The organism is Streptococcus sp. 2100 (genome assembly GCF_013276335.1).
GTDB lineage: Bacteria > Bacillota > Bacilli > Lactobacillales > Streptococcaceae > Streptococcus > Streptococcus pseudopneumoniae.
Window position 1 is genome coordinate 51,435 of sequence record NZ_VMKV01000007.1, and the last position, 14,394, is coordinate 65,828.

At 40.6% G+C, this 14,394-nt stretch carries 16 protein-coding genes; 5 read left to right on the forward strand and 11 right to left on the reverse strand.

Annotated elements, in window-relative coordinates; all coding sequences use genetic code 11:
• Positions 1-543 precede the first annotated feature (543 nt).
• The 5 genes from HT669_RS01150 (at position 544) to HT669_RS01170 (ending at position 6,099) form a co-directional block, all read left to right on the forward strand.
• Positions 544-1,815, forward strand: a complete 1,272-nt coding sequence (locus tag HT669_RS01150; RefSeq protein WP_000095469.1) for an extracellular solute-binding protein — start codon at positions 544-546, stop codon at positions 1,813-1,815.
• 110 nt (positions 1,816-1,925) lie between these two features.
• A complete protein-coding gene (locus tag HT669_RS01155; protein ID WP_000414964.1) occupies positions 1,926-3,218 on the forward strand; it encodes a sugar ABC transporter permease in 1,293 nt (430 codons plus the stop codon).
• A gap of 1 nt (position 3,219) precedes the next feature.
• Positions 3,220-4,062 (forward strand): sugar ABC transporter permease, encoded by an 843-nt coding sequence (locus HT669_RS01160; protein ID WP_001065638.1) that lies wholly within the window; start codon positions 3,220-3,222, stop codon positions 4,060-4,062.
• 240 nt (positions 4,063-4,302) lie between these two features.
• Positions 4,303-5,103, forward strand: a complete 801-nt coding sequence (locus HT669_RS01165; protein WP_166731114.1) for a DUF1189 domain-containing protein — start codon at positions 4,303-4,305, stop codon at positions 5,101-5,103.
• A gap of 9 nt (positions 5,104-5,112) precedes the next feature.
• Complete coding sequence (locus HT669_RS01170; RefSeq protein ID WP_001145442.1) at positions 5,113-6,099, forward strand: LacI family DNA-binding transcriptional regulator; 987 nt, start codon at positions 5,113-5,115, stop codon at positions 6,097-6,099.
• Between the two features lie 29 nt (positions 6,100-6,128).
• Here HT669_RS01170 and HT669_RS01175 read toward each other — a convergent pair whose 3' ends face one another.
• The 11 genes from HT669_RS01175 to hisS form a co-directional block, all read right to left on the reverse strand.
• Positions 6,129-7,070, reverse strand: a complete 942-nt coding sequence (locus HT669_RS01175; protein ID WP_050223204.1) for a YitT family protein — start codon at positions 7,068-7,070, stop codon at positions 6,129-6,131.
• Entirely contained in the window at positions 7,048-8,811 is a 1,764-nt protein-coding gene (gene aspS / locus HT669_RS01180; RefSeq protein ID WP_000830886.1) for an aspartate--tRNA ligase, read from the reverse strand. The genes HT669_RS01175 and aspS overlap by 23 nt, the downstream gene beginning before the upstream one ends.
• Before the next feature lie 155 nt (positions 8,812-8,966).
• Positions 8,967-9,197 carry a hypothetical protein gene (locus HT669_RS01185; protein WP_000832181.1) on the reverse strand — a complete coding sequence of 77 codons (231 nt, stop codon included), beginning with the start codon at positions 9,195-9,197 and terminating at the stop codon, positions 8,967-8,969.
• A 17-nt stretch (positions 9,198-9,214) separates the two neighbouring features.
• Complete coding sequence (locus HT669_RS01190; RefSeq protein WP_000771198.1) at positions 9,215-9,856, reverse strand: type II CAAX endopeptidase family protein; 642 nt, start codon at positions 9,854-9,856, stop codon at positions 9,215-9,217.
• Positions 9,857-9,865: 9 nt separating this feature from the next.
• Complete coding sequence (locus tag HT669_RS01195) at positions 9,866-10,564, reverse strand: ABC transporter permease (protein WP_000488858.1); 699 nt, start codon at positions 10,562-10,564, stop codon at positions 9,866-9,868.
• On the reverse strand, positions 10,557-11,381 hold the full coding sequence (locus HT669_RS01200) for an ABC transporter ATP-binding protein (protein ID WP_000621678.1): 825 nt from the start codon (positions 11,379-11,381) through the stop codon (positions 10,557-10,559). Before HT669_RS01200 ends, HT669_RS01195 begins: the two co-directional genes overlap by 8 nt.
• Before the next feature lie 10 nt (positions 11,382-11,391).
• Positions 11,392-12,135, reverse strand: coding sequence for a DUF3169 family protein (locus HT669_RS01205; protein ID WP_000412276.1), 744 nt, complete (start codon positions 12,133-12,135; stop codon positions 11,392-11,394).
• Between the two features lie 11 nt (positions 12,136-12,146).
• Positions 12,147-12,335, reverse strand: coding sequence for a hypothetical protein (locus tag HT669_RS01210; RefSeq protein ID WP_001046123.1), 189 nt, complete (start codon positions 12,333-12,335; stop codon positions 12,147-12,149).
• Positions 12,335-12,541, reverse strand: coding sequence for a helix-turn-helix transcriptional regulator (locus tag HT669_RS01215; RefSeq protein WP_001176227.1), 207 nt, complete (start codon positions 12,539-12,541; stop codon positions 12,335-12,337). Before HT669_RS01215 ends, HT669_RS01210 begins: the two co-directional genes overlap by 1 nt.
• Before the next feature lie 9 nt (positions 12,542-12,550).
• Positions 12,551-13,015, reverse strand: a complete 465-nt coding sequence (locus tag HT669_RS01220; RefSeq protein ID WP_025170602.1) for a hypothetical protein — start codon at positions 13,013-13,015, stop codon at positions 12,551-12,553.
• Positions 13,015-14,295: a histidine--tRNA ligase gene (hisS, locus tag HT669_RS01225; protein ID WP_000775895.1), complete on the reverse strand. Its 1,281-nt coding sequence runs from the start codon at positions 14,293-14,295 to the stop codon at positions 13,015-13,017. The genes HT669_RS01220 and hisS overlap by 1 nt, the downstream gene beginning before the upstream one ends.
• Positions 14,296-14,394 lie beyond the last annotated feature (99 nt).

Genomic DNA, 14,394 nt, shown 5'->3' on the forward strand with positions numbered 1-14,394 from the left:
CTTTTTTGATTATTTTTAAGGAGACTAACCCATTTTAGCAAAGATAACTTATACTCAATGAAAATCAAAGAGCAAACTAGGAAACTAGCCGCAGGCTGTACTTGAGTACGGCAAGGCGACGTTGACGCGGTTTGAATTTGATTTTCGAAGAGTATTAAAACTATCTAATCCTAAAGTTTGACTCTCACGGGACAGTCTACAAAGTGCAAATCCTCCCCTAGAAAACTTGAATTTAGATGCAAGGGGGCACAAAGATCCATAGAAAATAGATAGGAATTAGAAACAGGGAGGTAGCCCCTCCTGATTTCCCTCTTTAGATAGATTACATCTATTTTTTATTAAAAATACTGTATTCTTATCTATTTCACACTTTTCTTCTATTAAAAAGCAAAATCATGCTATCAAATCAAGCTTAAAAATTTTTTAAAATTTTTGTCAAAAACACTTGCAACCGTTTTCTATTTGTGCTATACTAAGTTCATAAAGGAAAACGTTTGCGTTTCCTTATCAATAAAACTTGTTATTCTTTAGGAGGAATACACTATGTCATCTAAATTCATGAAGAGCGCTGCGGTGCTTGGAACTGCTACACTTGCTAGCTTGCTCTTGGTAGCTTGCGGAAGCAAAACTGCTGATAAGCCTGCTGAGTCTGGTTCATCTGAAGCGAAAGAAATCACTCTTTACGTTGAGGACCAATACAAAGCTTATGCTGAAACAGTTGCTAAAGCTTATAAAGAGCAATCAGGCACAACAGTTAACATCAAATCTGGTGACCAACTTGGTGGGCTTGACAAACTTTCTCTTGACAACCAATCTGGTCAAGCTGCTGACGTTATGATGGCTCCATACGACCGTGTGGGTAGCCTTGGTTCTGACGGACAACTTTCAGAAGTGAAATTGAGCGATGGTGCTAAAACAGAAGATACAACTAAATCTCTTGTAACCGCTGCTGACGGTAAAGTTTACGGTGCTCCTGCCGTTATCGAGTCACTTGTTATGTACTACAACAAAGACTTGGTAAAAGACGCTCCCAAAACATTTGCTGACTTGGAAAACCTTGCTAAAGATAGCAAATATGCCTTCGCTGGAGAAGATGGAAAAACTTCTGCCTTCCTAGCTGACTGGACAAACTTCTACTATGCATACGGACTTCTTGCTGGTAACGGCGCTTACGTATTCGGACAAAACGGTAAAGACCCTAAAGACATCGGTCTTGCAAACGACGGTTCTATCGCAGGTATCAACTACGCTAAATCTTGGTACGAAAAATGGCCTAAAGGTATGCAAGATGGTACAGCTGCTGGAAACCTAATCCAAACTCAATTCCAAGAAGGTAAAACAGCTGCTATCATTGATGGGCCTTGGAAAGCTCAAGCCCTCAAAGATGCTAAAGTAAACTACGGTGTTGCGACTATCCCAACTCTTCCAAATGGAAAAGAATATGCTGCATTCGGTGGTGGTAAAGCTTGGATCATTCCTTCAAGTACTAAGAACCTTGAAGGCGCACAGAAATTTGTAGACTTCCTTGTTTCAACTGAACAACAAAAAGCTTTCTACGATGCAACTAACGAAATCCCAGCTAATACTGAAGCTCGTTCATACGCTGAAGGTAAAAACGATGAGTTGACAACAGCTGTTATCAAACAATTCAAGAACGCTCAACCAATTCCAAACATCTCTCAAATGTCTGCAGTTTGGGAACCAGCTGCTAACATGCTCTTTGATACTGTAAGTGGTCAAAAAGATGCTAAAACAGCTGCTAACGACGCTGTAACATTGATCAAAGAAACAATCAAACAAAAATTTGGTGAATAAAAAATTTGTTCAAGGGGGGTGGAATTCAAATCCCCCTTTGAATTTATCAATAGAGACACAAATAATTTAGCTTTCTTATAAAAAAGTAGTATCCTATGAAAGGAGTTATTATGGAAAAGCAACAACCTAGTAAAGCAGCCCTGCTGTCTATCATTCCTGGGTTAGGACAGATTTACAATAAACAAAAAGCCAAAGGTTTTATCTTCCTTGGTGTAACCATCGTATTTGTCCTTTATTTCCTAGCACTTGCAGCACCTGAATTGAGCAATCTCATCACTCTTGGTGACAAGCCCGGTCGTGATAATTCCCTCTTTATGCTGATTCGTGGTGCCTTCCATTTAATCTTTGTAGTCGTTTATGTACTCTTTTATTTCTCAAATATCAAAGATGCATATACGATTGCAAAACGCATTAACAATGGAATTCCAGTTCCACGTACCCTCAAAGACATGATCAAAGGGATTTATGAAAATGGTTTCCCTTATCTCTTGATTATTCCATCTTATGTTGCCATGACCTTCGCGATTATCTTCCCAGTTATCGTAACCTTGATGATCGCCTTTACCAACTATGACTTCCAACACTTACCACCAAACAAATTGTTGGACTGGGTTGGTTTGACAAACTTTAGTAATATCTGGAGTTTGAGTACCTTCCGTTCTGCCTTTGGTTCTGTTCTTTCTTGGACCATCATCTGGGCTTTGGCAGCCTCAACTTTACAGATTGTGATTGGTATCTTCACAGCTATCATTGCTAACCAACCATTTATCAAAGGAAAACGTATCTTTGGTGTTATTTTCCTTCTTCCTTGGGCTGTCCCAGCCTTCATCACTATCTTGACATTCTCAAACATGTTTAACGATAGTGTCGGAGCTATCAACACCCAAGTATTGCCAATCTTGGCTAAATTCCTTCCTTTCCTTGATGGCGCTCTTATTCCCTGGAAAACAGACCCAACTTGGACTAAGATTGCCTTGATTATGATGCAAGGTTGGCTTGGATTCCCATACATCTACGTTCTGACCTTGGGTATCTTGCAATCTATTCCTAACGACCTTTACGAAGCAGCTTATATTGACGGTGCCAATGCTTGGCAAAAATTCCGCAACATCACTTTCCCAATGATCTTGGCTGTTGCGGCACCTACTTTGATTAGCCAATACACCTTCAACTTTAACAACTTCTCTATCATGTACCTCTTCAACGCTGGAGGACCTGGTAGTGTCGGTGGTGGAGCTGGTTCAACCGATATCTTGATTTCATGGATTTACCGTTTGACAACAGGTACATCTCCTCAATACTCAATGGCGGCAGCTGTCACCTTGATTATCTCTATCATTGTCATCTCAATCTCTATGATCGCATTCAAGAAACTACACGCATTTGATATGGAGGACGTCTAAGATGAATAACTCAATTAAACTCAAACGTAGACTGACTCAAAGCCTTACATACCTTTACCTGATTGGTCTATCAATTGTCATTATCTATCCACTTTTGATTACCATTATGTCAGCCTTCAAGACTGGTAACGTAGTAGCCTTTAAACTAGACAGCAACGTCGACTTTAGTTTTGCTAACTTCCAAGGCCTCTTCACTGAAACCTTGTACGGTACTTGGTACCTCAACACCTTGATCATTGCCTTGATTACCATGGCTGTTCAAACAAGTATCATCGTACTTGCTGGTTATGCCTACAGCCGTTACAACTTCTTGGCTCGTAAACAAAGTTTGGTCTTCTTCTTGATCATCCAAATGGTGCCAACTATGGCCGCTTTGACAGCCTTCTTCGTTATGGCGCTTATGTTGAACGCCCTTAACCACAGCTGGTTCCTCATCTTCCTCTACGTTGGTGGTGGTATCCCGATGAATACTTGGCTCATGAAAGGCTACTTCGATACAGTGCCAATGTCTTTAGACGAATCTGCAAAACTAGACGGTGCAGGACACTTCCGCCGCTTCTGGCAAATTGTTCTTCCACTTGTTCGCCCAATGGTTGCCGTACAAGCTCTCTGGGCCTTCATGGGACCTTTCGGGGACTACATCCTCTCTAGTTTCTTGCTTCGTGAGAAAGAATACTTTACTGTTGCCGTAGGTCTCCAAACCTTCGTTAACAATGCGAAAAACATGAAGATTGCCTACTTCTCAGCAGGTGCTATCCTCATCGCCCTTCCAATCTGTATTCTCTTCTTCTTCCTACAAAAGAACTTTGTTTCAGGACTTACAAGTGGTGGCGACAAGGGATAATTTATCCCCGCCACCCTTTTTCATTTTATACTCTTCGAAAACCTCTTCAAACCACGTCAGCNNTGTTTTGAGCAACCTGTGGTTAGCTTCCTAGTTTGCTCTGTGATTTTCATTAAGTATTAACGATTGTTACTGTAAGTAATGTCCTTACAACAAGCAATTTTTCTCCTAGACTTGAAATAAAGCGAATTTCTCTATATAATAATACTCATATAGAAAACACCTTTTAGAAAGATACCTATGCTTCCATATCCATTTTCCTATTTTTCAAGTATTTGGGGATTTCGTAAGCCCCTGTCCAAACGTTTCGGGCTCAACTGGTTTCAACTACTCTTTACCAGTATCTTCCTTATCAGCTTGTCGATGGTACCCATTGCCATTCAAAACAGCTCCCAGGAGACTTATCCGCTAGAAACCTTTATCGATAATGTCTATGAACCATTGACAGATAAGGTTGTCCAGGATCTCTCTGAACATGCTACAATTGTCGATGGCACATTAATTTATACAGGAACAGCTAGTCAAGCGCCTTCTGTTGTGATTGGTCCAAGCCCAGGTAAGGAGTTCCCGAAGGACTTGCAACTGCATTTCGATACAAATGAGCTAGTCATCAGCAAGGAAAGCAAGGAACTGACCCGCATCTCTTACCGAGCCATTCAGACTGAGAGTTTCAAAAGCAAAGACAGCTTGACCCAAGCAATTTCTAAAGACTGGTACCAACAAAATCGTGTCTATATCAGTCTCTTCCTAGTTCTCGGTGCCAGCTTCCTCTTTGGTTTGAATTTCTTTATCGTCTCTCTAGGAGCTAGTCTTCTCCTTTATATCACTAAGAAATCACGCCTCTTTTCATTTAGAACCTTTAAAGAGTGCTATCACTTTATCTTGAACTGTTTAGGATTGCCGACTCTGATTACACTTATTTTGGGATTATTTGGCCAAAATATGACAACCCTGATTACTGTACAAAATATTCTTTTTGTTCTGTATCTGGTCACTATCTTTTATAAAACACATTTCCGTGATCCAAATTACCATAAATAGGAGATTTTTATGCCCGTTACGATTAAAGACGTGGCCAAGGCTGCTGGTGTTTCGCCTTCAACCGTAACCCGTGTTATTCAAAATAAATCAACCATTAGCGACGAAACAAAAAAACGCGTTCGCAAGGCTATGAAGGAGCTCAACTACCACCCCAACCTCAACGCTCGTAGCTTGGTAAGCAGCTACACTCAGGTGATTGGTTTGGTTCTTCCTGATGACTCAGACGCCTTCTACCAGAATCCTTTCTTTCCATCGGTTCTACGTGGCATCTCTCAAGTCGCATCTGAAAACCACTATGCCATTCAGATAGCAACAGGGAAAGATGAGAAGGAGCGCCTCAACGCTATTTCACAAATGGTCTACGGCAAGCGTGTAGATGGGCTAATCTTTCTCTATGCCCAAGAAGAAGACCCTCTCGTAAAACTCGTAGCAGAAGAACAGTTCCCCTTCCTTATCTTAGGTAAATCTCTATCTCCTTTCATCCCACTTGTAGACAACGACAATGTTCAAGCTGGTTTTGATGCAACCGAATATTTCATCAAAAAAGGCTGCAATCGTATTGCTTTTATCGGAGGAAGCAAAAAGCTCTTCGTGACCAAAGACCGTTTAACAGGCTATGAACAGGCGCTTAAGCATTACAAACTTACCACTGACAACAATCGCATCTACTTTGCCGACGAGTTTCTGGAAGAAAAGGGCTATAAATTTAGCAAGCGATTATTCAAGCACGATCCACAAATTGATGCTATCATCACAACCGATAGCCTCCTAGCTGAAGGTGTTTGTAACTATATTGCCAAACACCAGCTGGATGTCCCTGTTCTCAGCTTTGACTCGGTTAATCCCAAGCTCAACTTGGCAGCCTATGTCGATATCAATAGCCTAGAACTTGGTCAAACATCATTTGAAACGATTCTTCAGATTATCAACGATGCTAAAAGCAATAAACAAATTTGTTACCGCCAGTTGATTGCCCATAAAATTATAGAAAAATAAAAACCAGCTCACGCTGGTTTTTTTGGTCACTAATTATCTATCTCAACAAACCTTCCTAGAATATGAACATTTTCCGAGACAGAGACAAAGGCGCTTGGATCCACTTGTGTCATAATCTGTTTAAATTCATTAAACTCTGCACGTGTAATGACAGTGATTAGAACTGCCTTTCTCTCGTGATTATAGGTTCCTTCTGCATCGTGGATCATGGTTGCTCCGCGGTGCAATTTTTTATGGATTTTTTCAATTACCTTGTCTGGATGATTGGTCACAATCATAGCCTGCATACGTTTTTGCTTGGTAAAGACGGCGTCTGTCACACGGCTAGAGACAAAGATGGTAATCATAGAGTAAAGAGCGTATTTCCAACCAAAGGTCAAACCAGCTATCAGCATGATAGTCCCATTTACCAAGAAAGAAATACTACCAACGTTCTTACCCGTTTTCTTACGAATGGTCAGACTGACGATATCCGTTCCACCACTGGAGATATTGTTTCGAAGAGCAAAACCAATCCCCAAGCCCATGACAACACCCCCAAAAAGGGCATTGATAATGGGATCCTCCGTCAAGGTTGCCACAGGGACAAACTGGATAAAGAAGGAACTCATAGATACCGTGATAAAGGTAAAGACGGTGAACTTATGGCCAATCTGATACCAAGCTAAGACCATCAAAGGGAAGTTAATGGCGTAGAAGGTTAGCGAAATCGGAATATGAAAACCAAACCAGTGATTACTCAAAGCAGAGATAATCTGTGCCAGACCTGTCGCACCACTCGAATACACATGCCCTGGTTGGAAAAAGAAATTGACCGCCACTGCTGATAAAAAACCATAGACCAGAGAGGCCGAAATCTTCTCATCATACTTTTCTCGAGAGATACTTTGTAAGACACGTAAAATTTTTATCTGATAAGCAAAGCGGCGCAGATAATAGCGCCACCGCTTAATTCGTTTTGCTTGTTTCATCTTCTTCTACTTGTAAGCTGAGTTCCTCTAGTTGTTTGAGAGCGACTGTTGATGGAGCTTGTGTCATTGGGTCAGTTGCTTTATTGTTCTTAGGGAAGGCAATAACTTCACGGATATTTTCTTCTCCAGCTAAGAGCATGACAAAGCGGTCAAGCCCGATAGCCAAACCACCGTGTGGTGGGAAACCATAGTCCATGGCTTCAAGAAGGAAGCCAAACTGGTCATTTGCTTCTTCGGCTGAGAAACCAAGAGCCTTGAACATACGTTCTTGAAGGTCTTTTTGGTTGATACGAAGGCTACCACCACCAAGCTCATAACCGTTCAAGACGATATCGTAAGCAATGGCACGAACCTTAGCCAAATCACCTTCTAATTCGTGAGCTGTTTCTTCCTGTGGAAGTGTGAATGGATGGTGGGCGCTCATGTAGCGGCCTTCTTCTTCAGACCATTCAAACATTGGCCAGTCAACCACCCAAAGGAAGTTGAATTTATCGCTATCAATCAAACCAAGCTCTTTGGCAATACGTCCACGAAGGGCACCAAGCGTTGCATTAGCCACTTCAAGCGTATCTGCCACAAAGAGAACCAAGTCCTTATCTTCAAGCGCAAGTGCTGCTGTCAATTCTGCTTGGATGTTAGTCAAGAACTTAGCAACTGGTCCATTTAATTCTCCATCAACAACCTTAACCCAAGCAAGACCTTTGGCACCATACTGTTTGGCTACTTCTGTCATCTTGTCGATGTCTTTACGTGAATAGTTGTCCGCAGCTCCTTTGACCACAATGGCTTTTACAGCAGGTGCTTCTGAAAAGACTTTAAAGTCTACACCTTTGACTACTTCTGTCAAGTCCTGAAGCAACATGTCAAAACGAGTATCAGGCTTGTCAGAACCGTAACGAGCCATAGCGTCATCATACTTCATACGTGGGAAAGGCAGAGTGACTTCGATGCCTTTAGTCTCTTTCATCACGCGCGCAATCAAACCTTCTGTAATATCTTGGATTTCTTGCTCCGTAAGGAAAGATGTTTCCAAGTCGACCTGGGTAAACTCAGGTTGACGATCTCCACGCAAGTCCTCATCACGGAAACATTTGACGATTTGGTAGTAACGGTCAAAACCAGCATTCATCAACAATTGCTTAGTGATTTGTGGACTTTGAGGAAGAGCGTAAAAATGCCCTTTATTAACACGAGACGGCACTAAATAGTCACGCGCCCCTTCTGGCGTTGACTTAGAAAGGAATGGTGTCTCCACGTCGATAAACTCCAACTCATCCAAGTAGTTGCGGATAGAATGGGTCACCTTAGCACGAAGTTTAAGATTTTCCAACATTTCTGGACGACGAAGGTCAAGGTAACGGTAACGCAAACGCGTATCGTCATTGGCCTCAATCCCATCCTTAATCTCAAATGGTGTTGTTTTTGCTGTATTGAGCACTATCAGAGCTGTTACATTTAACTCAACCGCACCAGTTGGCAACTTATCATTGGCTTGCTCACGCGCAGCGACCTGTCCAGTCACCTCGATAACAAATTCGCTACGAAGGCTTTCAGCTGTTGCCATAACCTCGGCAGATACTTTTTCAGGATTGATAACCAACTGCATGATTCCTTCACGGTCACGAAGGTCAATAAAGATCAAACCACCAAGGTCACGACGACGGCCAACCCATCCTTTCAAGGTTATTTCTTGTCCGATGTGTTCCTCACGAACACGACCAGCATACATACTACGTTTCATGTTTTCTCTCCTCTTTTATTCTGTTACTATTTTACCATAAAAGCGCAGGCTCTTCATGAAAATCAGCAGAAAAGTTTGCCAGTCTTTAAAAATCAGGTAAAGTCCCTAAAAATTAACGCCCATACAAAAAATCCGATGAACTTCACCGGACTCTTTTATTTTGAATTGTTGCCTGCTTTACGCTTTTCAGCAATTTCAGCTGCCTTTCGAGGCAAGACAATTTCCGTTATGTAAGCTGTCCCAAAACGCAAGACACCTGCAATAGGGGCAAAGACAACTGCTAGATAGTTATAGAAGAAATCGCCTTTGAAGGCATAAGCTAGCGCCCCAATGATGAAAAATAGAACGACTGCTTGAATCACTGCTAATAAAATTACTCGTTTCATGTGACCTCCTGACTCTATTATAGCATGAGAATCATCAAAAAGCCGACTAAATTATTCAAAGCGTGAAGAGAAATACTGTAGACCAGACCTTTTCTGCTAATATAAGCCAAGCCCAAACTAAAACCAAGGCTAAAATAGACAAAAAATTGTTGCACATCACCTGGGAAATGAATCAAGGCAAACAAAACACTCGATACCAGAAGAAAAATCAGAGTTTGTTTACTATTGTCCTGCTTAGGAAAGAGGTAGCGTGCTAACATCCCTCTAAAGATAAGTTCTTCCGTCAAAGGAGCAAAAATAACGACCGCAAAGAATGAGAAAAGTGGTTGAGACAAGGTCAAGTCTATCGCTATTTGCTGATTTACTGAAGGATCATTTGGCAAGAAAAACTGGACAACAAGAGATAAGAACCAAACCAAGGCAGGAAGCCAAATAAATCGGTTGAAGCCACTCTTCTCAATACGAACAGGACCTTTCTGATACCATTTGTAAATACCGTACACATAAACTCCAGCCAAGGCCACATAGAGCAAGGTCACAGCATAGGGTGAAGCGCCTAAGGCAAGCGACGTAGTCGCGAGTACCTGAATGAAGCCATAGATGAATAAAAAGGATAGAATGGCTAGAAAAAACCAGCCCAGGTTTTTAAGTAATTTCATATAGATCTCCTATCTTGCTTTATAGCTATTTTTCAATACAAAGAGGTTCGCTATTCCTAATACAAGTACCCAGGCAAGTAACATACCGATGTTAGAAAAAGATATTTCTCCACCTTTTTTATTTAAAAGATTTACAATAGGACCAACGAACGAGTAATCCAACACTTTTTGAACCGTATCATTTTGAGAAGCAATCATAGGTAAAAAAGAGACAATTAACATAGGGAAGATACTATAAACTTGCGCTTTAGATTGAGTATCTGACACCGCACCGATTAGAAGGTTGAGAAAAATAATACTAATAGTTGCTAGGAGCAAATAGATAACGTAGGCAAATAAATAACCTGATAGATCTACTTTAAGATAGATGGGAAGCACAATCATAGCAAGTAACATTATCAGAATAGGGAGAACGAGCATACTGAAAGTATATTCTGTTGCTGTCACACCACTTAGGAGGAGTGATTTAAGATTTCGTTTTTCCTTATCTTCTGCCATCATAATCGATACCATATAACCACTTCCCATGCTCAAGACCATCGTCAAGCTAGCAGATAGTAAAAATAGGCTCAATTGTCCATTCTTATTTAAAAATTCATTATATAAAACAGCAATACCAAAAGGCATCAATAAAGTCGCTAACAAAGTTGAATTGCTAATAAGAACTTGCACTCTTAACCATAGTAGGGCATTTAATTTTCTAAACATCTAACTTTTCTCCTGTCAATCTGATAAAGATTTCTTCTAGAGTTGGCTCACAAGAGTGAACCACCATCAAATCTGTCGTGTCTAAATGTGGCAATTCTTCAAATGGAACTATCTGTTCTCGTCCATCTTTATAAGCTACACGTACTTTCTTATCCACATGGTACTTCTGGATAATATCTTGCGGACTTCCATACTCTATTAAATTACCCTTATTTAAAAGAGATAAGCGATCACAAAGCAGAGTTGCTTCATTCATATCATGCGTGGTCAGAAAGATAGTTGTCCCCGCATGCTTTAATTCTTGAAGTAGGGTATGAATCATCTTAGATGTTGTAGGGTCTAAGCCACTGGTTGGCTCATCAAGGAAGAGAATCTTAGGTGCATTAAGAAGGGCACGAGCCAAGAACATTCGTTGTTTCATTCCTGTAGATAGTTTTTCTGCGATAATATCTTTAGCATCTGCCAATCCAACCTGTTGAAGCACCTGAACTACTCTATCTGCCTTGAGGCCATATAACTTAGCATAGATGAGAAGATTTTTATAAAGACTCATCTTTTCATAAAAACTACTGCCATCACTCACAATACCAATTTGTTCCAAATCATTTGAGGTTAAATCTTGAGAATTCTTGCCTAGCAAAACTGTTTTACCTTGATCTGCAGCCAACTGTCCTGTTAAGACATTGATCATGGTTGTTTTACCTGAGCCAGAAGGTCCCAGAAAACCAAAGATTTCACCCTCCTTAATCTCAAAAGAAATCTGATGAAGAGCTTTTTTGCTCCCAAAACTTTTACTTACATTTTCAACACGAATCATAGAAACTCCTTTATTTGAAATAGCGTTTTACCATAGGTAACTGCATCACATTGATATAAATATGGATAGCTCCTACAAGCAAGAAGGCTAGTAACTGAATCTCTCCTGTCAAGAAAGAAATGATAAAAAGAAAAACATATAAGACTGGTAAGACATACTGATTTAATTGGAATAAAATCCGAAAACTCTGTTCCAAATTAGCCTGACGCTCCCCTTCATCATAAGAATTTACATACTCTAAGACATCCTTTGGTGTTGAGAAAAATGCCAAATCAAACTGACGAACAATCGCAATGGTCTTAAAAAGATATTTTTGAACACTGAGAATCAGCACTAATCCCAAAAAAGAAAGAGATAAGGTTAGATTGCTTCTATTTGGTACAATCACTTCACTACCTGAGATGAAAAGAGCCAATAAAATCGCTACACTTGCAATATTAAAAGCAGTGGTTCCAAACTCGAGATTCCGATACATTTGCACATAATAGGTTTCATTCAGATCATCATCCATTTCCTCTTGATACAAGGAATGAAACTTTCTGCTTTTCTTTAGGAAATTGAATGTCAAAAGAATGCTAATGAAACCTAATACTAAACAAATAGCTGATATCCATGGTATCAAGATTTTTACATCTAACATAATTCCGTGAGATTCAGCAAGTGCCTTAAACATCCCTACAAAAATGCCAAAGAAAGCTCCCAAGACAATAGACATCAAAAATAATAACAATCCACGTTTCTTTTTCTTTTCCATATTCATTCTCCTTATTTACTTGCTAGATTTTTGGATTTCTTTTCAATCCAGTCAACGACTGGGATAAGAGCAAAGTAGGCCCAGATAAATTGGTCGCTGTAATAGAGATCAAACCATCCTAGATTTGTTCCAATTAGTAGACATAGGCTGACTAATAGAGCTATGGCAACTACATAATAAATCACTTTATACTTGTTCATCACTCGTCCTCCTCCAAGCGAAATACCGATTCGACTGTTTCGTTGAAAATTTGAGATATTTTCAGGGCAATGATAATGGACGGGGTGTACTCATCCCGTTCTAGTAGGCTAATGGTCTGTCTGGAAACCCCTGCCAGCTTGGCTAGGTCGGTTTGATTGAGACCATCGCGAGCTCGAAGCTCTTTTAGACGATTTTTTAGTTGCATGTCACACACCTACTTTCCGTCAAATTCAACAGTTTGGATATCCTCAATGCGTTGTAGTTTGAATTTTTCTTTTCCTTTTTTATTAACACGACGTAGCTTGACCCATTCCTCATCAACATCCACAACTTCCCAGTTATCTGTTCCAAAAACTTGTCCAACGATTGTCGGTGTTTTCCCAATCAATTCTTTTAATAATCTTGACATTTCTTTATTTCCTTTCTGTTTTTGCTCAATTCTTTTGATTTTATTCTCTAATTTCTTGACCCTTTGGGTATGATAGAGATAAAACATAATCACAAGAGGTACAAATCCTAATGCCCACATAATCGTTCCCTGCTCCTTTTCTCTTAACTTGATTATATTGTAACACATCTTTTTCTTTTTGACAAGCATATTTGTCAAAAAGTTTATGATTTTTGTCATTTTGCAAAAGAAAAAGGTCAGGAGTAGGTTTCTGACCAGTTTTTCTGTTATTAAAATCCTAGTTTTTCAAAGATTTCTGAGAAGTTTTGGCTGATTGTCTCAAGTGACACTTGGACTTCTTCTCGGGTTTGGTTATTCTTGACCGTCACTTGTCCGCTTTCGACTTCACTCTCTCCTAGGGTGATGAGGGTTTTAGCCACAAAGACATCGGCTGACTTGAATTGAGCTTTGAGCTTACGGTTGAGGTAATCACGCTCTGCTTTGAAACCTTGTTGGCGAAGAGCCTGTACCAATTCCAAGGCCTTGACATTTGCTCCTTCACCCAAAACTGCGATATAGACATCTAGGGCGTTTTCGATAGGGAGAGTCACACCTTGCTTTTCAAGGATGAGAAGCAGGCGCTCTACACCAAGTCCAAATCCAAATCCAGCAGTTTCCGGGCCTCCAAAGTAAGAAACCAAACCATCGTAACGACCACCCGCACAGACTGTCAGGTCATTGCCCTCAATCTCTGTGATGAACTCGAAAATGGTGTGGTTGTAGTAGTCCAGACCACGCACCATATTGGTATCAATGATGTAGTCTACTCCAAGATTTTCCAACATCTGACGTACAGCATCAAAATGAGCTTGACTTTCTTCATCAAGGAAATCCAAGATAGAAGGCGCATTCTCTACTGCTACCTTGTCTTCTTTTTCCTTAGAGTCCAAGACACGAAGAGGATTTTCCTCCAAACGACGCTGGCTATCCTTAGACAAGATCTCCTTGAGCGGTGTCAAATAGTCAATCAAGGCTTGACGGTAGGCTGCACGGCTCTCAGGATTTCCAAGAGTGTTAAGATGTAATTTGACACCTTGGATACCGATTTCTTTCAAGAAATGGGCCGCCATCGCGATGGTTTCCACATCGGTAGCTGGATTGCTAGAACCAAAACACTCAACACCAATCTGGTGGAATTGGCGCAAACGCCCTGCCTGTGGACGCTCGTAACGGAACATAGGTCCCATGTAGTAGAACTTACTTGGCTTTTGCACTTCTGGGGCGAAAAGTCTATTTTCCACATAGGAACGGACAACGGGCGCAGTTCCTTCTGGACGGAGAGTAATATGGCGGTCACCCTTGTCATAGAAGTCGTACATTTCCTTGGTTACGATATCCGTTGTATCTCCGACAGAGCGACTGATGACTTCGTAGTGCTCAAAAATAGGCGTGCGCACTTCTGCATAATTATAGCGCTTGAAAATCTCACGGGCAAAGCCCTCAACGTACTGCCATTTGGCAGATTCAGCAGGTAAAATATCCTGCGTTCCTTTTGGTTTTTGTAATTTCATAGGGAATCCTCTTTAAACTTAATAGTCTTATTTTACCATAAATAAAGGGATTAAAACAGTGAGAAAAAAATTAGGATTTCCCCCAAATCATTCATACCT